General features: G+C 37.0%; 20 protein-coding genes, 3 tRNA genes and 1 pseudogene. 9 read left to right on the plus strand and 15 right to left on the minus strand.

The features are described from left to right. Nucleotides 1-62 precede the first annotated feature (62 nt). The 3 genes from AC1M9B_RS04130 to AC1M9B_RS04140 all read left to right on the plus strand — a co-directional run bounded on the left by AC1M9B_RS04130 (nucleotide 63) and on the right by AC1M9B_RS04140 (nucleotide 840). Nucleotides 63-153, plus strand: a tRNA-Ser gene (locus tag AC1M9B_RS04130). A 206-nt stretch (nucleotides 154-359) separates the two neighbouring features. Then, nucleotides 360-587 carry a hypothetical protein gene (locus AC1M9B_RS04135; RefSeq protein WP_481608646.1) on the plus strand — a complete coding sequence of 76 codons (228 nt, stop codon included), beginning with the start codon at nucleotides 360-362 and terminating at the stop codon, nucleotides 585-587. Nucleotides 588-764: 177 nt separating this feature from the next. Beyond that, nucleotides 765-840, plus strand: a tRNA-Thr gene (locus tag AC1M9B_RS04140). Between the two features lie 49 nt (nucleotides 841-889). On the opposite strand, the gene AC1M9B_RS04145 is transcribed toward AC1M9B_RS04140, so the two are convergent. From AC1M9B_RS04145 to AC1M9B_RS04155, 3 genes are all read right to left on the minus strand, one after another. Then, on the minus strand, nucleotides 890-1,729 hold the full coding sequence (locus tag AC1M9B_RS04145) for a class I SAM-dependent methyltransferase (RefSeq protein ID WP_481591879.1): 840 nt from the start codon (nucleotides 1,727-1,729) through the stop codon (nucleotides 890-892). Nucleotides 1,730-1,737: 8 nt separating this feature from the next. Continuing rightward, nucleotides 1,738-3,036, minus strand: coding sequence for an FAD-dependent oxidoreductase (locus AC1M9B_RS04150; RefSeq protein ID WP_481591878.1), 1,299 nt, complete (start codon nucleotides 3,034-3,036; stop codon nucleotides 1,738-1,740). A 448-nt stretch (nucleotides 3,037-3,484) separates the two neighbouring features. Further along, nucleotides 3,485-4,354: a pirin family protein gene (locus AC1M9B_RS04155; RefSeq protein WP_035267590.1), complete on the minus strand. Its 870-nt coding sequence runs from the start codon at nucleotides 4,352-4,354 to the stop codon at nucleotides 3,485-3,487. Nucleotides 4,355-4,654: 300 nt separating this feature from the next. Here AC1M9B_RS04155 and ycaC point away from each other — a divergent pair, with 300 nt between their 5' ends. After that, a complete protein-coding gene (ycaC, locus tag AC1M9B_RS04160; RefSeq protein WP_035267592.1) occupies nucleotides 4,655-5,281 on the plus strand; it encodes an isochorismate family cysteine hydrolase YcaC in 627 nt (208 codons plus the stop codon). A gap of 122 nt (nucleotides 5,282-5,403) precedes the next feature. After that, entirely contained in the window at nucleotides 5,404-6,327 is a 924-nt protein-coding gene (locus AC1M9B_RS04165) for a LysR substrate-binding domain-containing protein (RefSeq protein ID WP_035267593.1), read from the plus strand. 45 nt (nucleotides 6,328-6,372) lie between these two features. Here AC1M9B_RS04165 and ahpC read toward each other — a convergent pair whose 3' ends face one another. The 8 genes and pseudogenes from ahpC to gigD all read right to left on the minus strand — a co-directional run bounded on the left by ahpC (nucleotide 6,373) and on the right by gigD (nucleotide 13,302). Next, a complete protein-coding gene (ahpC, locus tag AC1M9B_RS04170; RefSeq protein ID WP_035267594.1) occupies nucleotides 6,373-6,936 on the minus strand; it encodes an alkyl hydroperoxide reductase subunit C in 564 nt (187 codons plus the stop codon). 420 nt (nucleotides 6,937-7,356) lie between these two features. Next, on the minus strand, nucleotides 7,357-7,851 hold the full coding sequence (locus AC1M9B_RS04175; protein ID WP_481608647.1) for a flavin reductase family protein: 495 nt from the start codon (nucleotides 7,849-7,851) through the stop codon (nucleotides 7,357-7,359). 112 nt (nucleotides 7,852-7,963) lie between these two features. Then, nucleotides 7,964-8,397 (minus strand): annotated as a pseudogene (locus AC1M9B_RS04180) (uroporphyrinogen decarboxylase/cobalamine-independent methonine synthase family protein); the annotation flags it as partial. 236 nt (nucleotides 8,398-8,633) lie between these two features. Next, a complete protein-coding gene (locus AC1M9B_RS04185) occupies nucleotides 8,634-10,718 on the minus strand; it encodes a catalase (RefSeq protein WP_481591877.1) in 2,085 nt (694 codons plus the stop codon). Between the two features lie 318 nt (nucleotides 10,719-11,036). Beyond that, nucleotides 11,037-11,258, minus strand: a complete 222-nt coding sequence (locus AC1M9B_RS04190) for a hypothetical protein (RefSeq protein ID WP_035267598.1) — start codon at nucleotides 11,256-11,258, stop codon at nucleotides 11,037-11,039. 542 nt (nucleotides 11,259-11,800) lie between these two features. Further along, nucleotides 11,801-12,013, minus strand: a complete 213-nt coding sequence (locus AC1M9B_RS04195; RefSeq protein WP_035267602.1) for a cold-shock protein — start codon at nucleotides 12,011-12,013, stop codon at nucleotides 11,801-11,803. Between the two features lie 241 nt (nucleotides 12,014-12,254). Further along, nucleotides 12,255-12,331: transfer RNA gene (locus AC1M9B_RS04200), tRNA-Met, on the minus strand. Nucleotides 12,332-12,849: 518 nt separating this feature from the next. Beyond that, entirely contained in the window at nucleotides 12,850-13,302 is a 453-nt protein-coding gene (gigD, locus tag AC1M9B_RS04205; protein ID WP_092766480.1) for an Lrp/AsnC family transcriptional regulator GigD, read from the minus strand. A gap of 141 nt (nucleotides 13,303-13,443) precedes the next feature. On the opposite strand from gigD, the gene kynU reads away from it, so the two are divergent. From kynU to AC1M9B_RS04225, 4 genes are all read left to right on the plus strand, one after another. Further along, nucleotides 13,444-14,697, plus strand: coding sequence for a kynureninase (kynU, locus tag AC1M9B_RS04210; RefSeq protein WP_481591876.1), 1,254 nt, complete (start codon nucleotides 13,444-13,446; stop codon nucleotides 14,695-14,697). Nucleotides 14,698-14,737: 40 nt separating this feature from the next. Continuing rightward, nucleotides 14,738-16,138: an amino acid permease gene (locus AC1M9B_RS04215; protein WP_180028467.1), complete on the plus strand. Its 1,401-nt coding sequence runs from the start codon at nucleotides 14,738-14,740 to the stop codon at nucleotides 16,136-16,138. A 14-nt stretch (nucleotides 16,139-16,152) separates the two neighbouring features. Next, nucleotides 16,153-16,905, plus strand: coding sequence for an alpha/beta hydrolase (locus tag AC1M9B_RS04220; RefSeq protein WP_481608698.1), 753 nt, complete (start codon nucleotides 16,153-16,155; stop codon nucleotides 16,903-16,905). A 164-nt stretch (nucleotides 16,906-17,069) separates the two neighbouring features. Continuing rightward, the gene (locus AC1M9B_RS04225; protein ID WP_481608648.1) at nucleotides 17,070-18,131 is read left to right on the plus strand and encodes a porin; all 1,062 of its coding nucleotides are present in this window, start codon (nucleotides 17,070-17,072) and stop codon (nucleotides 18,129-18,131) included. A gap of 115 nt (nucleotides 18,132-18,246) precedes the next feature. Here AC1M9B_RS04225 and AC1M9B_RS04230 read toward each other — a convergent pair whose 3' ends face one another. The 4 genes from AC1M9B_RS04230 to AC1M9B_RS04245 all read right to left on the minus strand — a co-directional run bounded on the left by AC1M9B_RS04230 (nucleotide 18,247) and on the right by AC1M9B_RS04245 (nucleotide 21,997). Then, complete coding sequence (locus AC1M9B_RS04230; RefSeq protein ID WP_481608649.1) at nucleotides 18,247-18,651, minus strand: hypothetical protein; 405 nt, start codon at nucleotides 18,649-18,651, stop codon at nucleotides 18,247-18,249. A gap of 104 nt (nucleotides 18,652-18,755) precedes the next feature. Continuing rightward, the gene (gene ssb, locus AC1M9B_RS04235) at nucleotides 18,756-19,322 is read right to left on the minus strand and encodes a single-stranded DNA-binding protein (protein ID WP_481608650.1); all 567 of its coding nucleotides are present in this window, start codon (nucleotides 19,320-19,322) and stop codon (nucleotides 18,756-18,758) included. Nucleotides 19,323-19,373: 51 nt separating this feature from the next. Beyond that, complete coding sequence (locus AC1M9B_RS04240; protein ID WP_481608651.1) at nucleotides 19,374-20,738, minus strand: MFS transporter; 1,365 nt, start codon at nucleotides 20,736-20,738, stop codon at nucleotides 19,374-19,376. A 173-nt stretch (nucleotides 20,739-20,911) separates the two neighbouring features. Beyond that, entirely contained in the window at nucleotides 20,912-21,997 is a 1,086-nt protein-coding gene (locus AC1M9B_RS04245; RefSeq protein ID WP_179999088.1) for a DUF475 domain-containing protein, read from the minus strand. Between the last annotated feature and the right edge of the window lie 187 nt (nucleotides 21,998-22,184).

The following is a 22,184-nucleotide window of genomic DNA, read 5'->3' on the forward strand; positions in this document are numbered from 1 at the left end:
TTCTTTAAATCAATTGTTTCAACTTGGCATCTGCTTTTTTTTTAGTTATCATCGCACGCCTTGGTGAAGTGTCCGAGTGGCTGAAGGAGCACGCCTGGAAAGTGTGTATACGTTAATAGCGTATCGAGGGTTCGAATCCCTCTTTCACCGCCAGAATTTTAAAAACCGAATCTCATGATTCGGTTTTTTTTCGCCTAAAACTTCGCTTTTGGCACGTATCTCGCTTCATTTTACTGTCATCAACATCATGTTAAGTTAATGAAAACAATACTTAAGGAGCTGAGCAACCTAACAACGTTATTCAAATAGATGATTTTTGCACACCTATGAAATAGAGAACCTGCTATTCCGGAGATAATATGAATAACAGCGCCAACTATGTAAAACAAATTAAAAATGCAAAACGTGGTGGCTACACACCCACTATCGCTAAAGATGTGAATAAACACAAAATTCAAAAAGCGCTAAGATTAATTAAGCAATGGAGAAAATTAGCACAAGAGTTAAAACCTCAAATGCAATTTGATATGGCTTATACTCTTGAAGAGTGTGCACAAGACCTTGATCGTATTCTAAAAAACAAATAGCTGATCCTATAAAATTCTCTCAAGATGCCTGTACACGCTACGACGGGCATCACTATAAAATGAGGAGAAAAGAAGATCAAAAATAAAGCAAAAACAATTCATCCTGCTCAATTTTAATTAATCGATTAATTTTTGACTTGCGTTTTAGTGAAAAAACGCTATTATTCTCTCCACGTTGCCGGCATAGCTCAGTTGGTAGAGCAACTGACTTGTAATCAGTAGGTCCACAGTTCGAATCCGTGTGCCGGCACCATTTTATACTTAGCCTCGCTTTTTAGTGAGGCTTTGTTGTTTTTGATGATTTATTTTTTACTTGCACTCACTTGTACATATCGTACGATTCCCTCTTGATAAAGTTTCGCACACAACTTTGCTGTCATCTTAATTTTTGCCAAATCTAAAACGTGATACGAATGAGCTTGGATGTTCTTTTTAAAAATATCACTCTGAATATACGTTGCAAATCCTGCAAATACCTCGCGACTCAAATCTTGAATATGTATATCTCTAAAACCCGTTTGCACTAAGATTGATTGTGTTTCATCGAATGAGTGCAAATGGTTCAGTTGAACGTCAGCTGCTTTTAATAATAATTTAACTTTCAATTGCGCTAGAGGACTCAAAGTATAGAACTTTGAATTCAAAGCAAGATAATGAAATGCTAAGCGTCCTTTTGAATTCAAAATACCATCTACAGAACGAAGAAATAAATTCAAATTACTGTGATAAGCAGCATCGATGCAAATTGCCGCATCAAATTTAAATTCAAATGATCTAGATTCTAAATTTAAAAATGTTCCCTGCGAGATCCGATTGACATGAGGTAAAAACTTACGCGTATGATTTACATAATATTGTTGTAATTCAATTCCTTCCAAGTATTCGATTTGAAATTTTTCTTTCCATAAAATTAAGCTAGCACCTTGCCCACAACCTAAATCAATTAATTTATCTTTTGAATTTAAATCGATAGATTGAGCAAGGGTTATTGCGAGTAACTCGCAGGCTTGTGGATAATTCAGCTGGTCAGTTTGCCATAGACCTAAATTACTCCAAGCACAATTACGGTGATCCCCCAATAAAACTGCATTGATCGCGTATTTATGTTGAGGTGCTTTCATCCATGCTTGGAGCTTCTTCATTCAATCCCTTAATATCCTAACTCTGGTGCAACCTGTACCTTAGGCTTTAAACCTAAAAATGGTAACGGCGCATCAAGTAATTTTGCTATATCCATTGCTGAAGTCACCGCTGACTCCAAAATTGGTAATCCATCACATGACCAAGAGCCACAATAAAATACTTTACGACCTTGTTGTTGGTGACGAGCACTCAACTCATGCGTTAGTGGTAGAGTATGACGGTCTACAACAGCTCTAGTGAGTTTCACTTTATGTATTACTTTTTTAGGATCAATCTCAATTACTGGATTCCAAGTTTGAAAAACAGGAGATTTACCCACTAATGTTGGCTCAATCGAATTCAGCCAAACAGTGAAATGCTGTTTAGTAAATTTACGATCCATCATATAACTCAATACGCACCAATCTTTACGCTTCACAGGCATTACCACTGAATCAGTATGAATGACCAATTCACCATCAACAAACTTAAATTGTTTGAGAAGTGCAATATCATCCGCAAACTGTTCAGCATCTAAAAACTCATGAACTTTTGTTGTTGGTGTCGCGACAATCACGCGATCAAATAAGTCAGATTCACCTGCTTCATTTTCCACATAGACTAAATCACCCTGCTCTTGTACACGAGTAATAGGCTGCCCACTTCTTAAATCGATATCTTCCAGCAATTTATCAACGAAAGCTGGCGTCCCACCTTGAATTCGAAGAAGTGCATCTCCATCCGTCAGTTGGCGTAAGAAAATCAACAATGGTTTCGCTGGCCATTCACCAATGGTTTTGGCATCACATGTACAAATGGTAAATAGGACAGGCATGACTGCCCCATTCCAAAATACTTCTTCTATTTGGTTATATTTAACGAACTCATCTAAAGTGATATCTTGATTTTTAGATTTAAAAAACTGCTTCAATGCAGATCTAAGTTGTAACATCCCTTTCACTAAACGGATGCCATATTGCTTTAATCCTTTTCGATTGTTAATGATTGGAAAGTTGCCTATGCGTGAACGTGATGTTGTCAGCCAAGTTTCGATTTTATCTTCAAATAACCAGCTACATGACATATATGTACGTACTGGAAAAGTGTTGAGACCCAAATGTGTGGCAAGACTCAATGTATTTTTCCAGAGCATTGGATTCATGACACGTAATGGCGAATCAATAATCCCACCTTCATACTCAAGACTATAACTATCCATACCACGCCCTGGAAGCGCCTCGAAAACTGTGATCTGGTGACCAGCATCCTTGAGAATTCTCGCAGTTGCCAACCCTGCCATACCACTTCCAATCACTGCAATTTTCAAAATTATGATCCAAGCATTAAAAATTTTTTTAATTATGCGATAGAACACTTCGAAACTTGCTATTAAAAACTTCCAGATTTTATTTGTTTTTGATTAATTTTTAATCAAATAATTTTACGTAAAATTCTTGCTACACTATTTGTCATACGCTAAATATTTAATACACTTGTATTTTTTAAGAAATCAAAAAATATGTTTAAAAACAAAATAGATATTTTCACCAATAATTTAATTTTTTAGTTTACAGCTTAAAAAAAATGCATTATCATTGTTTTGAAAATGAGAACTACATCACATTAATAAGAAGCACAAATAAAATGTGATCTAGAAAATAAATATAAATTACAGCGTATAAGGACCTCTGTTGTGTGGGATAGAGGTCCTTTATTTTTTTAAAATGATGATCACAAAAAAAGCGGAAATGATATTTCCGCTTTTGTCGTTCCAATTAACGTGCAATTTCACCAAATTTACCATTATTGAAATCATGAAAAGCTTGAATGATTTCTTCTTTGGTGTTCATGACGAATGGTCCATGCCCTTGAATTGGCTCATTTAGTGGCTCACCTGTAAGCACTAAAAATTGTGTATCTTTATATGCTTGCAATTGAATTGCTGCCTCACCATCACGAGCAAACATCACAATTGAACTGTCTAGAACTTTTTGAGTCCCATTAATTACGAGTTCACCATTCAACACTACAACCAATACATTGTGATCTACAGGAACATGTATGAATGTTTCATACTCAGCTTTAAGCTGACCATCCCACACATTTATTGGAGTAAATGTTTCAGCAGGACCATAATGACCACCAAACTCACCCGCAATTACACGGATGTGACCAGCATCATCATCCATGGTAATTGTTGGAATATCATGAGATGTGATCGCTTGATAACGTGGTTGAGTCATTTTATCTTTGGCTGGTAGATTGACCCAAAGCTGTGCCATTTCAAGAATTCCACCTTTTTGAGCAAATTCAGGAGAATGAAACTCTTCGTGAACCAATCCAGCCCCAGCAGTCATCCATTGCACATCTCCTGCCTCGATAACACCACCACCACCACTGGAATCCTTATGTGCCAAACCACCTTGGTAGGCGATAGTCACTGTTTCAAATCCGCGATGAGGATGTGAACCAACACCTAACTGACGTGTCGTTGGCTCAAAGTGATGTGGTGCACCATAATCTAATAACAAAAAAGGACTAAGTGCTTGACCTAACCGATCATAAGAAAATAAGTTACGCACTGGCAGACCATCACCAACCCAATGTGTATGTTGGTTACGATAAACCCCAATTACTCTTTTCATCTTTTACTCCTATATTCGATAGGATGAACATGCGCTCATTTTAGACTTTGCACAGAAAATAAAAAGAGCTTTACTGCCACACAGATTCCTATTTTTATGATTATAATAATCTAAATTAATTCATATATGTGACTATTCACTGAAATTTGAAATTCATGATTACAATATTCCTATTAATAAGACTAATTATCCTAAAAATGGTCACAAATTTATCTCATTTTCAGTCTAATATAACTGGTGACTGAATACGAGTTCATTGATACGTATTCACACTTACTAACATCATAGAGGCTAATAATAATGGGCAAACCTTACGTTCGTTTAGATAAAGATAATGCAGTAGTGCTTTTAGTCGATCACCAAACAGGTCTTCTTTCTCTTGTACGTGATATCGATCCTGATAAGTTTAAAAACAATGTTTTAGCACTCGCAGCAGCAGCAAAATACTTTAACTTGCCGACAATTTTAACAACAAGTTTTGAAGATGGTCCTAATGGTCCACTCGTTCCAGAATTAGTTGAAATGTTCCCTGATGCTCCATATATCGCGCGTCCAGGTCAAATCAATGCTTGGGATAACGAAGATTTTGTAAATGCTGTTAAAGCGACAGGTAAAAAACAACTGATCATCGCTGGTGTTGTGACTGAAGTATGTGTTGCATTCCCTACACTTTCAGCTCTTGCTGAAGACTTTGATGTATTCGTGATTACTGATGCATCTGGTACATTCAACCAAATTACGCGCGATGCTGCATGGAACCGCATGTCTCAAGCAGGTGCTCAACTTATGACATGGTTTGGTGCTGCAGGTGAGTTACATCGTGACTGGCGTAATGATATCGAAGGTTTAGGTGCTTTATTCGGTGAGCATATTCCTGACTATAAAAACTTAATGGTTAGCTATGTAAAGAACACCACTAAAAAATAATATTTAATAAAAGCGACCTTTGGGTCGCTTTTTTTTACCATATTCAAAACCCAAGATGATTTCTTGAACGGCTTAGTTTAACCTATGCTTAAACTTTATCGGATCAGGCGTCGAGGTGAAAATTGCATTCATTTGATGACTATTACTATTTTTATTTGGTCGTTAAATACGGCGGTTTCAGTGCTGCTAGTGACGCGTCAAATATAACTAAATCAAAGCTTAGTCGACGTATTTTAGAACTCGAAGCAAAATTTAATGTCACACTCATTCAACGTTCTACTCGCCATTTCAAAGTAACGCCTTTAGGTCAAGAATTTTTTCAAGAATGTGAAAAAGTAATCAACCAAGTTGATTGCGCTCATAATGTTTTACTTAAACAGAAAAGTGAACCTCAGGGTCTAGTTAAAATTAGTTGCCCACCCGTAATGATGCGTTATCAAATTCGCTCTTTACTCAATGATTTTTTGAAGCGCTATCCAAAAGTTCAAGTCGAGATGGAATTAACCAGCCGACGCGTAGATGTATTGCACGATGATATTGACTTGGCGATCAGAACTAATTTTTCTGCCAATGAAGACTCCACCATCGTGGTTCGTGATGTCATCAAAACCACGCATTGTTTAGTGGCAACCCCTGAGCTTTTACAGGGTCGCGTTTTAGAATATCCAACTGAAATCAATGATTTTCCAACAATTGTTTTAGGAACTCAAAAAACACACTATCAATGGAATTTGCACCGAATTGAAGGGCATGATCTCATTGAAATTCCATTACAACCACGTATTAAAAGTAATGATTTGGCTGGTGTGTATTATTCAGTGATGGATGGATTAGGTATTGCAGATCTACCTTATCTTACAGTGCAAAAGGATTTGGCAGCAGGACGGCTTATACACATCTTACCTGACTGGTGCTCAAATATAGGGACTGTGCAACTCGTTTATGCATCACGTAAAGGACAACGACTCGTGATGGAAAAACTCATCGACCACTTGGTTGAAGGTTTACGACAAGCAGCACAAAATCAAGAAGGTTATGCCTCTTAATAAAAAACCAGCACATCGTGCTGGTTCTTTACTTTTCAACTTAATTTAGATCTTACCTACAAGATCGATTGATGGTGCAAGTGTAGCATCACCTTCTTTCCATTTCGCAGGACATACTTCGCCTGGGTGGGCATGAACATATTGAGCCGCTTTCACTTTGCGAAGAAGTTCTTGAGCATCACGACCAATACCACCTGCATTAATCTCTACAATTTGAATTTTTCCTTCAGGATCAATTACAAATGTACCACGATCTGCCAAACCTTCAGATTCAATCAATACATCAAAGTTTTTAGACAATGTCCACGTTGGGTCACCAATAAGTGGATACTGAATTTTACCAATCACATCTGAAGTATCATGCCAAGCTTTATGTGTGAAATGAGTATCTGTAGATACACCATAAATTTCTACACCTAACTTTTGGAATTCAGCATAGTTATCAGCAAGATCGCCTAATTCTGTTGGACATACAAATGTAAAATCTGCAGGATAGAAAAAGACAACAGACCATTTACCTTTAAAATCTTGCTCAGAAACTTCAATGAACTCACCATTTTGATAAGCAGTTGCATTGAATGGTTTGACTTCAGTATTGATTAAACTCATGTGTTTTCCTCTATTTCTTTGTGAGAGTGTTGCTTCGTTGAAATAGAGAATACAAAAGATGACTGGATTGGTAAAACCGAAAGTATTTATAAAAACAATCGAATTTCCAGATTTAAAAGTTAATATATTTCTTTAAGAGAATAAATTAAATATAAAACACTGATTTTTTTTTAAAACTTATTTAATTGGTTTCAAATTTTTGAAAATAATACTTTTCTTTTTTCATCCCAAAGAGAAAGATCATTCACTCTGTATGACCATAAACGATTCGAGTAATATCCATTGGGTTTAACCTCACACTATGAAAGCTCACTGTTCGAGGCTTACGATTCACCATCTTTCCCAAGATCATTAATCAAACGCTGATCTATTTCTATAATCATTATAAGAAACGATTGAAAATCTTGCTGCTCTAGCTCATTAAACTTCCTCTTCTGCACTCACCTGATGATAAGATCGATTAAAATAGACAAGACTTTCCTCTTGCGAGCTTTGTTGAATGGCTACAACTCGGCAAATAAAAATACTGTGTGTGCCCACTCGTTGAATTTGCTCAATCTCACAATCAAAACTGACTAAAGCGTCCTTTAAAACCGGGCAACCTGTTTTCAATTTACCCCATTGGGCTAATCCAAAACGTTGTTCTGCACTCAATTGACTCGATGCAAAAGCATTTGAAAGAGACTCATGTTGAGAACTGAGCACATTGACAGATAAAACTTTGTTCTCAATAAAATACTGATGAGATCGGGATGATTGATTCATACACACCAAAAGCGTAGCAGGTGAATCAGTAACGCTACATACAGCAGAAGCCGTGAAACCATGCTGTCCTGTTTCACCAGCTGTTGTAATAATATTGACTGCAGTGGTTAATAAAGACATTGCGTTTCTGTAGTCTGAAGCTTCAATCATTTTTCTCTTCTCAAATATAAATTGCTAAACTCGTGCGAACCTAGGATATAGGTGATTGCACAGATGATCCATCTTGAATGTAGAAAATAAACTCAGCTAAAGCACTAACTTCTTAGTTTAAGATCGCTGAACCCATACTTAAGGCTTCAAGTTTGTCACGTCCCACGTGACGAGACAGTGGTATCATTCCACAGTTGGTTGAAGGGTATAGCTTATCAGCATCGACAAATTGCAAAACTTTACGCAAAGTGTTCACCATTTCGTCAAGTGTTTCAATTTGATTGGTTGCCACATCGATTACACCGATCATGACTTTCTTTCACGAATCAGTTCAATAAGATCCATGGATATATGTGAGTTTTGCACTCTAAAGAAATGATGCCCCAACTTAGATTTTTGTAGTATCGGGAGTGACGTTTCAAAAGGAAACCGTTCATTACTCAAAGTTTGTTTCCCATTTTTATTATCTTTCATAGAATTACTTTTACAAATATGTATGGCGGTTTCACATTTCAAATTTTCAAGCGCTAGCTCAAGAATAGCAATTCTCTAGACAAATCAAAATTAGCTTTGTATCAAATTACTCAAGGCCATAAATAGAAACCAATCAAGTAGCGATCTAACGTCGCTCGAATTACGAGTCTAAAAGCTCTATGATGAACTGTGCTCAGATTATTCACGGTATATTTACTTAAGACCAATCAAAATAATTCGATCAATAAACCTATCATGACTACCTAAAAAAAAAGAGCCTAGATAGTGAATCTAGGCTTCTCTTATTTTTATGCTGGGATACTTGCTACTATATCCTCTCGAGACCAGAGTCTGTGATTTTGTATCGCTTTCTTAAATTTATCTTGATGATCTTTAAAGGTTTTACTACTAAAAATAGCATCATCTTGTTCGATACCAAAGTATTCGAGAAGGTTTTCTTTATCTCCAAGCAAATAAATTGGTTTAAGATGTTTAAACGTTTCAAGAACATAGTGTTTTGCAACTCCATCAGCCTTAAATGCTTCTAGATTATCGCCATCAATAACAACAATTGCGTCATATGTAACTGACGGCTCACCATTTTGTCGACCATCTACTGCTATTTCTTTTCCATCTTTAGATTTAACTGGAGCTGCACTTGGAGCTAAAACTTCTGCAACCGCATTTTCACTTTCAGCCCATGCTTTCACGGCATCTACAGAAGTTGCATTTGCACCATTATGCACAAGTACTGCAATTTTACGTTGTTTAATATCTGATGCTGGGAAAGCCTCAATGCTAAGTTTTTCTGAAATTTTAACTTTACTCTGTTTTTTAATCGCTGGCTTATCAGACAGTTTTAAACCTAACTCATTTGCAACGTATGTCGCGAGATCCTTATCGATATTTACTAGAATTCGATCAACCACGCGTTGACGAATTTCTTCATCTTGAACTTTAGAGAGTTCAAATGCATAAGCATCTTTAATATGCTGTTGTTCATGCTTCTTCAAACTCATATAGTGAAGTGTCGCTTGTGAGAAATGATCTGCAAAGCTTTCAGGTCGAATACGTAATTTACTTGCTTCCACATGTTCAGGATAAGAACTAAATCCCCCTTCTTGCTGCCCAATTTCTCGTGGCCAATTATCATCCACTGAATTTGGTTCATAATTTGCTTTTCCCTTGTAAACTTCATGGTTAGCAAATCCACCACGTCTATTGGTATGAAAAGGGCATACAGGTTTATTAATTGGAATTTGGTTAAAGTTAGCTGTACCTAAACGATGTAGATGGGTGTCTGTATAGCTAAATAATCTTCCTTGAAGTAAAGGATCATTACTAAAATCTATACCAGATACAATATTCGCTGGGCTAAAAGCAACTTGCTCCGTTTCGGCAAAGAAATCATCTGTATTACGGTTCAATATAAATTTGCCTAATGGAGTTACAGGTACTAATTCCTCTGGTACAAGCTTAGTTGGATCTAAAACATCAAAATCCCATTCAGAAGCTTCTTCTTCCGTGAAAATTTGAGCTCCTAGCTCCCATTCAGGATAATTTCCATTTTCGATTGCATCCCATAGATCTCGTCGATGGAAATCAGGATCTTTGCCATTCAGTTTTAATGCTTCGTCCCATACGACTTGAGCAACCCCTTGCTTTGGAGTCCAATGAAATTTGACTAAATGAGCTTTGCCTTGCGCATTGATAAGTCTGAATGTATGTACACCGAAACCTTGGATAGAACGCAAATTACGAGGAATAGCACGATCTGACATCACCCAAGTTGTCATATGTGCTGTTTCGGTATTTAAAGAAATGAAATCCCAGAAGGTATCATGTGCTGATTGTCCAGTCGGGACTTCATTCGGATCTTCTGGCTTGACAGCATGGACAAAATCAGGAAATTTAATAGCATCTTGTATAAAGAAAACAGGAATATTGTTTCCTACTAAGTCATAATTTCCTTCTTGCGTATAAAACTTAATAGAAAAACCTCGAACATCACGAACAACATCTGCTGAGCCTCGTCCACCTTGAACTGTAGATATCCGCGCAAAAATAGGGGTAGGATTGCTGGTATCAGTCAGAAATTTGGCTTTAGTCCATTTTTCATTGCCTTTATAAGGTTCAAAATATCCATGAGCACCAAATCCTCGAGCATGGACAACACGTTCTGGTATACGCTCACGATCAAAGTGAATTAGTTTGTCGCGCAATAGAAAATCTTCTAACAGTGTAGGACCACGCTCCCCTACTTTAAGACTATTCTGATTATCAACTACAGGAACCCCTAGTGAAGTCGTAAGTGTTTTACCTTTAGGGTCGACATAGCTATCCTGTTCAAACTGTTGAATTTTTGCATTGATACTGATCTTCTTCTTACTCATGTTATTTTCCTTATACATAGTTGTTAAGATAATAAGTTGTGCTTTATAAATTGAACTTACACAGGTCACTATTTGTACAGTAATTTATCTTAGTATGTTAAAAAGATATTCTCATTATAGTTTTACTTAAAAATAACAATGTTAAAAAATGAGTTATCCAACTTTTATTCACATAATTTTCGGATATTTTTTATAAAATCATCATTGGTATGTATGGGGTAAATCTTAATCGTGATCTATATAATTCTGTTACTAGTATTATGATTCTATTTCCATAAAAGTCTAATTTTTCGCATTAGACTTTTATGAAAAATATTTTTAAATCATAATCTTATATAGATTATTAAATCCCAAGAAAAAAGATCGGCCATCTAAGTTTATTTCAAATACTTCACCTGATTCGACTTCAACTTGTTTAGAAACTTCTACAAGAATTTGCCCTCTCATCGTATTTTGAACTTTATGAAATGGGATAATGTTAATTCGAATGGTTTCACCATTCACTGCTTTTGCTGTAGTCCAGCCATTAGAGATATTCATTTTCACTTACTCATTCATGAGCTCATGTAAAATTAAAAATAATATTAAATATTTAAATCGAGAGTATGGATTCTGATATCGAAGAGGCTCAAGCCTATAATTCAAATTACAATTTTACATTAGCATGTATTTAATTATAAAAAGCCCACAATGAGATTGTGGACTTCTAAGATCGGCATGGTGCGAGTTCATGCTCTGCGTTAACTGTTTAGACATCATAGATATTAAAATCTATAAATTGAGAATACGCAATTCTAAGTTCTATCTAAACACTTCCGTTTCGCTTACGGATTCGATCAACAACGATTATACCATAAAAAATACTTTATGGTTTAATTTTAATATTTAAATGAGCTGGTAAATTTTACCAGTATTTAAACTATGAAAATTTAAATCAAAACTAGGTCTTATATTTTCATTATCAACAGTGATAAATTTAATATTTATTTGAGATAAGTTCGAAGCATGCTGCGAAGTATTAAATGTACCTATCACTGCATATTTAACTTCAAACTGATCTTTCACCTCAATTAATGAGGTATTCATGAAATAGCTACAATATCACTTGCTTGTAAGCCACGCTGACCTTGTTGTACAACAAATTGAACTCGCTGTCCTTCGACTAGATTCTTGAAACCATTTGCTCGAATTTCACTAAAATGAGCAAATACATCTTGACCATTATCTACAGCGATAAATCCGAAACCCTTAGTTTCGTTGAACCACTTAACTGTACCAGTTGTTAAATTAGACATCATTTATTTCCTATATTATGTAATGAATAATTAGAAAATAATTTTGAAGATAGACTTTTAATAGAATGAAAGATGTAATTAATATCAGATCAAAATAAAATTAGTAAACAATAAAATTATAATTCTAGAAAACCAATATAACACATATTTAATTGATTTATTGATTTAATTTTCTTTAATAAAAAAACCTAACTACAGATCGACCGCAATTAGGTTGTAAACTTTTAAATTAGTTTTTAATTGGTAGCGGGAGCTGGATTTGAACCAACGACCTTCGGGTTATGAGCCCGACGAGCTACCAGACTGCTCCATCCCGCATCAACAAGTGCATTTGTACGCTAATTTGAAATATATAGCAATCTAAATAATTTATTTTTATCAAAAACTATAAACTCATTATCGTTACTAGATAAATTATTCAGATAATTCTGTTTTAAATTTTTGATGTAAAGACCTATACAAATTAAGTTTAAATTTTTCATTATTTAGTAATAATGTCGACTCTTCAGCCCAAGTAGCCTTTCCCACATCTAAACCAGAATGATTCAATGCCCAATCAGATATATACCCATAGATAAAAGAGTTATCAGCAAAGACCCATTTTACGATCTTATTTTGTTCATTCAGAAACACCTTATATGTAGGTAATGAACCAAAAAAACTAAATTTAGTGTATATATATTTGTAATGTTCGTTCATAGAATTATTTAAAAAAAAAAGATGAACCATAATAGCAGTTTTATGTGTTTTAACTCATAAAAAAAACATCGCTTGTAAAATCAATTCGAGGTTGATTTTAAAATACGGATTCACTTTTTTCATAAAAAAATTAATGATCACATGAAGGTCTTCTCGATCACTTTTTCAAGAATAATTTTAGAATTAATGTTGGCTATACCTTTAATTTTGTTTAACTTATTAATAATAAACTGGGAAAACCCATTTAAATCTTTGGTGGCCACAAAGAGAACGTAATTCGAATCCCCTGTAATGATAAAAGCATTGATCACTTCATCAAAATTACGAATCTGGCTCAGAAAATGCTGATGATCTGATTCGGTCAGCTGATTGAGTTTAATTTCGACAATCGCCTCAACCTGAATACCCAATTTTTCATAATTAATTTTTGCTTGGTATTTTTCGATGACTCCATTGTTTTCTAAAATTTTGACACGTCGATGGCATGCTGAAGCAGAAAGATTCACTAAATCTGCCAATTCCTGATGACTTAGTCGTGCATTTTGTTGTAATAGTCTTAAAATTTTATGATCAATGAGGTCTAAATTCATTCCTAAATATCATCCTGATTTTTTATATTTAATTCGAATACTATCCAGTTTTCATGCAATTTCAAGCATAATTATCGGATAAATACTAAAAATTACCGTGATAAAATCGAATGAAATAACACGGACCGAGTTAGGATAAAAATGATTACCTTAGATCAATGCAAAGCATGGGATGCTGAAGACGAACTGAAACATTTAAAAAATGAATTTGCTTTACCTGAGAATACTATCTATCTAGATGGAAATTCCCTTGGTGCACGCCCTAAATCTGCTTTAACACGTGCTCAAGAAGTGGTGAGCCAAGAGTGGGGGGAAGATCTCATCAATAGCTGGAACAAAGCGGATTGGTGGGGATTATCGACTCGGTTAGGTGATAAGGTGGCTCAGCTCATTGGGGCAAATCCAGGCGAAACGGTGATCTCTGATTCAACCACACTCAACTTATTTAAAGCACTCTCTGCTGCTGTCAAAATCCAAGCTGAAATCGCTCCTGAACGTAAAGTGATTATTGCGGAAAAGGACGTCTTCCCGACTGACCTCTATATTATTGAAGGTTATATTGACCTTGTTCAAAAAGGCTACCAACTGGTTTTAATCGAACATCCTGATGAATTAGAAACCACTCTGAAAGCCCATCAAACGGCAGTTGTGGTGTTGTCACATATCAATTACCGCTCAGGATATTTCTATGACATGGAACAGGTCAACCAAACGATTCATCAATATAACGCTTTGGTCATCTGGGATTTATGTCACTCTGCAGGTGCTGTGCCAATCGATTTAAACAAGACCCAAAGTGATTTTGCCGTAAGTTGCACATATAAATACCTTAATGGTGGACCAGGTTCTCCTGCTCTCATCTGGGTAAATGCAAAACACCAAAATAAATTTTGGCAACCTCTTTCAGGATGGTGGGGTCATCAACGTCCTTTCGATATGGCTGATCACTACGAGCCAGCTCAAGGCATTCGTCGTTTTTTATGTGGCACACAAAGTATTTTGTCCATGAGTTTGATCGAATGTGGTTTAGATGTGTTCTTAAAAACTGACATGCAAAAGATCCGAGAAAAATCTCTAAATTTAACGGATCTCTTTATTCAATTGGTTGAACAGGAATGTGCTGAATTTGGTTTTGAGTTAATTACACCAATCGATCATTTACAGCGCGGTAGTCATGTGAGTTATTGCCATGAACACGGTTATGCCATTGTCCAAGCGCTTGTTGCACGTGGTGTGATTGGAGATTACCGAGAGCCAGCCGTGCTCAGATTTGGGGTCACACCTTTGTACCTAAGCCATGAAGACATATGGCATGCTGTTCAACATCTTAAACAAGTGATGCTGAATGAAGAATGGAAAAATGAAAAATATTCGGTGCGAGGTCAAGTAACTTAATTCAGTTACTCACTTTATATCACCATGGCCAGGAGGGCTTATGAGTAACTTCGATAAAATTCAAACACGCGAAGCAGGATTACATAAAAAATTAACCGCTAAACAAATGGGCATGATTGCAATAGGCGGTGCCATTGGCACTGGTCTATTCATGGGTAGTAAATTTGCCATTAGTTTTGCAGGACCTGCTGTCATTCTAAGCTATGCGATCGGCGGATTAATTGCTTTTGCACTAATGGCTTGCTTGGCAGAAATGACTGTACAACACCCCACTTCAGGCTCGTTTGGTGCTTACGCTGAACATTATATAAATCCACTTTCTGGTTTCTTAGTTCGTTATAGCTACTGGGCATGTATCGTGTTGGCTGTAGGCACAGAAATTACCGCCGTGGCTGACTATATGAAACTTTGGTTTCCTCATGTCGGTTCAGGTATTTGGATCGTGTTTTTTTCAACCGTACTTCTCGCAGTAAATGCTTATAGTGTCAAAGCATTTGGCTTAGTTGAATATTGGTTTTCGACGATCAAAGTGTTTGCCATCATTGTGTTTATTCTGTTGGCAATAGGTATTTTGACGCAAGATCCAAATCCTCATCAAGCGCTAACTCACAATCTCACTGCACATGATGGCTTTATGCCAAATGGATTTAAAGGTGTTTGGATTGGTGTCATTATTTCTATTTTTAGTTATCTCAGTATCGAAATGATCGCGGTTGCTGCAGGTGAAGCCAATGATCCTGAAAAAGCAGTTAAATACGCTTTCAAAAGCACTGCGATTCGCTTATTTCTATTTTATTTACTATCGCTGAGTTTAATTGTCACTCTCGTTCCATGGACTCAATTGATAGCACCAGGTGCAACCAGTCCTTTCGTGTCTGTTATGCAAATTGTCGGCATTCCTTTTGCTGATCATATTTTAAACTTCATTGTGATTGTGGCAGCACTGTCCGCAATGAACAGCATGTTATATATCTCAACGCGTATGTTATTCAGTTTGTCACGTTCAGGAGATGCACCGAAACTGTTTGGTAAAATTCGTAAAAATGGGGTGCCCATCAATGCCTTGCTACTTTCGGCAACAGGTATTGCCGTGGCGAGTATTGTATATAGCATTAATCCCGAATCAGCATTTCCAATCATGATTGCACTGTCCATGTTTGGAGCTTTATTTACTTGGGGGGCGATCTTTGCCACACACTACTTCTTCAGAAAGAACTTGGCAAAAAATAATATCCACCTCAAATACAGCATTCCTGGTAGTCGTTATATTTCCTTTATTGGTTTGTTTGCCATTCTTGCAATCACGCTTACCACATGGTTTACACAAGAATTTAAATCAACTCTCCAGTTTGGCGTGCCTTTTATCGTGATGTTAATCATTTTCTATCAAATGAAGAAATCATCCTTAAAGCATCAATTAACTGAAAATGAACAAGCCTAGTAAAGGAGCTGCAAATCATGCTCTATGACAACTCGCAAACTGTGACGGATGAAAATCAGATCTTGTCTGATTTTCAAAAAATGAGCCAAGCGACTTATATGCAACACCATCATATTGCCGATTTACAGTACGACTTTCAGCGAAGATCTACACTGGATTTTTTCCCCACACCTGTTGCCACCAATACTACTATTATTTTTATACATGGTGGTTATTGGCAATGGTGTGAAAAAAGGGATTTTGCCTTTGTTGCTGAATTTGTTTTAAAGCAAAACGCTCAATGTGTTTTGATTGAATATGATTTAGCGCCTCAAAGTAGTTTAAATCTGATTAATCTACAAATTCGTAAAGCGCTCGATTATATCCACAAACAAACTTGGATCAGCTCCAATGTCATTGTGGTTGGGCATTCTGCCGGTGCCCATTTAGCTGCTTTAAATTTAGATCACCCCCTGATTGGTTCAGCGGTATTACTCAGTGGGATCTATGACCTAAAACCGATTCAAGAAACACATTTAAACAAGGCGCTAAATTTATCTGAGCTAGACATTAAAAACTTAAGTCCAGTTGAACATTCTACGCACTTTGCTAAGCCCTGTACGATTGCGTATGGACTCGATGAGTTACCAGAACTGAAATGGCAGAGCCAAAAATATTATCAAATTCGACAGCAACTAGAGCCTGAATTCACGCATCTATTGAGTTTTGTAGACACTAACCACTACTCCATTTTGGAACGATATTTTAAATCGATAATGACCACCTAATTTCTGCTCAGCTTTAATCAGCTGAATCACCAGCTTAATTCATATCTAGTCACACGGATGTTACTATGTCAAAACCTTGCTTTTACAAGCTATTCCTTTCCTGCACCTTTATTTTGTCAAATCTTACATTTGCCGAGATAACACTCATAGATGAACAGCAAATTGTGAGTGAATCCGATCGTTTAAAACTCACCACGTCTGGTAGTATTCGTCTACAAGCCTTAAATTTCGATCATTACGATCAATCTAACGAAAATCAGAAATATCGCAGAGATGGCTATAGCTCAAATAGCCGTATTTATGCCAATGCTGATTATGCATGGAATGAACGTTTGCATTTAATTGCAGGCTATCAAAACTATATCAATCTTCCCAAGATGCTGGATTGGGACGGTCATTACCGTTCCTCTGATGAAAACATCACCACCGAACAGGCGTATATTGGTCTGCGAGATTCAGAATACGGTACCGTTAAATTTGGAAAAATCTATAGTATTTATTACGACATCGTAGGGGCAAAAACCGACCTATGGAATTACTCAACCTTGGCTCAGCCCCAAACGTGGAGCCCTGTCGCTTATACAGATGGTACCCAAGCAGCGCATAAAACCTTACGGTACGAATTTAAAACCGATCAGACAGATTTTTATGCCAGCTATTTGTTCAAGGATAGTACGACGGTCGCAGATACGGATGTGCAATATCAACGTAAAAATGGTGCCGAATTGGCAGTTGATGTGCATTTAAATAAAAATTTAAGTTGGGCGACCTCATGGAAGTACAACGATGCTAGTCTGAATAATCAACAAGATAAACATGATTTAAAGCAAGAAATTTGGGCAAGTTCATTATTTTATTTTGATGGAAAATGGATGCTTAGCTTTGGCGCTGGTTGGTATAAAAATCTAGTTCCAAATTTTGATGCTTACAGTGAATCGAGCGATTTTCAACTTCAATCATTGCTGAATACTGAGGCTTATGGCGTTGAATTTTATGCGGGACAGCACTTCAAGATTGAAGAATACGGTATCAAATTCATTCAGCCCTATATCATGGGAAATCAACTTGAATATACCAGTGGCTCCGAATTTAAACGCCGAGATCTCGGTGTTGGTATAGCAGCTAGATTTAACCATGGTTTGGGCTTTGATTATGAGCGTTTATATACACATGACACGTTCCAAACCCCAGATATGCATCTGTTCCGTCTACGCTATGAATGGTAAATCAAAATTTTAGGATAACTGTCATTCAGAGCCTTGATATGCTCATAGGCTTTGAATGATGACACATTGATTTAAATACAACGTCACAATGCTCTGCTCTTTAAAATGATTAAATTTATTTGATGCACAACATCTCAATTAATTTAATATTTTTAGGAAGTTGCATCGACATGGGTTCAAAATAAATCGTATCGAATGAATTATTATCATCTACGGCTTTACCTTGAGGTGTAAAACGCTGACTTTTTACAAAGGCTCTGGCTTTATTTTGACAATCAATTTGATGAACGGCTTGTATGTAGCCCTTTGGTTTGATGTTTAATGAGGGCACGCCATGTTCATACACATATTTATAGTCAATTTCAAAAATATGCGAGGCTTGATCGAGTGATTTAATAGTCGTTTTATCAATATAAGACCAGCCCCCATCATCCCGATCAAACATGGTCCATTGTGGTGATTGTGCTAAACTCATGCTGCTACACAGCACACAAGTTAAAAATATAATCCCGTGTTTCATTCAACTATCCCTAATTCAACTATGAACAAACGTTTTACTATATCACCATAAAAACAAAAAACCCTTTGTTATACAAAGGGTTTTTAACTATTTAAATATATGATCTAGAACGGTAAATCATCATCTAAATCAGACGGTGCTGTCGCCATAGGCTTTGCCGGCTGCTGCTGAGGTTTAGGTGATTGGAAACCTTGATTAACATTGCCATAGTTGCCTTGAGGCGCCTGATTACCATAACCACCTTGAGCAGGCGCTTGGTTCCCATAACCGCCTTGATTATTATTAAAACGAGGTTGCTGATAACCACCATCACCTTGATTATCACCTTGCTGACGATTATTAGAATCTAACATCTGCATTTGTTCGCCACGGATTTCTGTCGTATAACGCTCTTGACCATTTTGGTCTGTCCACTGACGGGTACGTAAAGAGCCTTCAATATAAACTTTTGAACCTTTACGTAAATATTGCTGTGCAATTTCACCTAAACGATTATGTAAGACGATACGGTGCCATTCTGTTTGTTCTTTGCGTTCACCTGAGTTTTTATCTGTCCAAGATTCACTTGTTGCAATTGAAAACTGCGTTAATGAACCACCATTGGGAAATGTTTTTGTCTCAGGATCTTTACCTAAAGTACCAACTAAAATAACTTTATTCACGCCGCGCATGTGCTCTAATCTTCCTATTCGATTCTATGTTTTACTTTATAAGAGTTATGATTAAATGGCTACCTCTTTACCCAACAAGTGCGTTAAATGTTGTCGCGCAGTGTCATCTAACTGCTGCTTATCAACTTTGACATAGACCACTTGTTGATCAGTCATCACCACGACCTCTTCAATACCACGAATTGCCAGTAACTGAGAAGTCCATTCATCTGTTTCTTGGACTTTGGGCAAACTCAAAATCAGTGATGATAAATAACGTGGCTGCTTTAATCCAAAACTAATGAACAGCCAAAGAATGGCAATTCCTGTCAGTACCCCCCAGCCTAGAGCAGTGTTATTTAACATCAGCAATTGCCCACCCAGTATACCGCCAAAAAAAGCACCTAAGAATTGACCACTGGCATTCACACCCATTGCTGTCGCTTTGGATTGGATAGGTGCTGCCTTCGATAACCAAGATGGCAGTAGTGCTTCCATCACATTAAAGGCAATAAAGAAAAGACCTAAACCAAGCAACAAAATGTATTTCGATTCAAATCCAAAAATCATCACGATCAAACCGGCGATGATCCCAGCAATCGCTGTCAGAAAAATACCTCGCATTTTTCGATATTTTTCAGCAAGAATGATACTAGGAAAAGCAAAAAATAAACTGATTACCAATAAGGGAAGATAGATCAAACCATGCTGAGCTAAAGGAATATCTGCAAAGTCAATCAATTGAGAAGGCACATAGATGAACATCGCCGTCAGCAATAAATGCAAAGCAAACACAGAAACATGTAAGCGATTTAAATCGCCCATTTTCAAAACTTGTTTTAGCTGAGTGAGATAACCTTGCTGAAAATTTTTATGATGACGTGTTGTTTTGGGAACAAGAAATAGCATTGCAATGGCAAGTAATCCCATGAGTGTGGTCACCCAGAATAAGCCTGAAATACCCACCACGCTGGTCAACCATGGCCCTAAACTAAATGCAATAACGAAAGAGAGACCAATACTCATCCCCATCATTGCCATCGCCTTCATACGATTTTCTTCACGCGTAACATCTGCCAATAACGCCATGACGACAGCAGAGACAGCTCCACCCCCAGCTATTGCACGCCCTATAATCACACCGTAGATTGTGTCTGACATTGCGGCGATTGCACCACCCAAGGCAAACAGCAATAAACCCAATACGATCAGCGGCTTTCGGCTATAACGGTCTGCAATCAAACTAAAAGGAATTTGTAGTATTGCCTGAGTCAAACCATACACACCTACAGCCAAACCAATCAAAGCAGGTGTTGCATATTCATAAGCCTGTCCCGCAACAGAAAAGACCGGGACAATCATAAACAGACCTAACATTCGCAATGCAAAAATGCTGCTCAATGCAAATGTGGAACGGCGTTCTAAGGCATTCATCATAAAATTTAGGTTATCGCGTGATTTCTATGTCTACTTTGATTATAGAATATTCGGCTGATGAACAGGCATGAATTTTATTTGAAATAAAGATCAACACCATCTGTTTTCCCTAGAGCAAAAGCTTTAAGCCAAAAAAAGCACAGCTTATGCTGTGCTTTTTTTGATGTATTCATCTAGCCTTGTAGCGCTTGACGCTTCTTATATTGAATAGATGCAATCACTGCCCAAACAATAAATGCTACACCAATCAGACCTGTTACCACTTCAGGAACATGTACGCCTGTACCACTCGCAATCATAATGAAAGCCAATGCACCAATTGCATAGTGCGCACCATGTTCTAAATAGATGTAAGCATCTAAAGTGCCTTTCTCAACGAGATAGATGGTAATCGAACGAACAAAGATGGCACCAATCGCAAGACCTAACATAATCACCACAACATCTGAAGTAATGGCAAAAGCACCAATCACACCATCAAAACTAAATGATGCATCCAATACTTCTAAATACAAGAACCCGCCGATACCTGCTTTGACTACGCCTGTTGGCACACCATTACTATCGTGACCAATTGCATTACCATTTTCATCAATTTCTGGCTCACCACCCAGCAAATGGCTCAGTACTTGTACCCCAATATAAATGACGATACCCCAAATACCCGCCATAGTCACGACTAAGCGCTTAGCTTCATCAACATTAGCTGCCATAATCAGTAAAGCCACTAAAGCAACAAATACAGATAGTGCAGGTACAGATGCCAATTTCGCTAAACGACGCTCAATCCATTTGAACCAATGCGTGTCTTTACCATCATCCAAGAAAAAGTTAAGGAATACCATCAATAAGAATGCACCACCAAATGCTGCAATTTCAGGATGATGATTCATCAGTCGTGCCGAATATTCTTTAGGGTCATTTAATGCCAAATTGACAACTTCCATCATGCCCATATCCGCTGTGACCGCGACGATCACAATTGGGAAGATTAAACGCATACCAAATACTGCAATGAGAATACCCACAGTCAGGAAAAGCATTTTCCAAAAGTGATCCCAATGACGAAGGACTGAAGCATTCACGACAGCATTATCAAAAGAAAGTGAAACTTCCATCACAGCTAAAATTGCAGTAATGGTCAGTACGGTGAACATGGTCTTGAGGCCAGCTTCTGGACCATGGGTATAACCCCAATAGGCAGACAGCGCAAGACACACGATCGTGAATACGATAGAGAAACCAAAATGTTTCCACATAATCTAGCGACCTTATAAAAATGATGTGAATCAATAAAAATTTTACAAAACATAAACTTAGAGTTTTTATATGACGATTATTAAACAAAGTCTGTGCTTAGTGATTTGTAAAAATTCTATAAATTGAATGTCTGATCTCTAGCGCTAAAAGACACTCAATTAAACTGTGCTAATTATGACGAGTTTT

The sequence above is a fragment of the Acinetobacter sp. ANC_7513 genome, assembly GCF_056779915.1.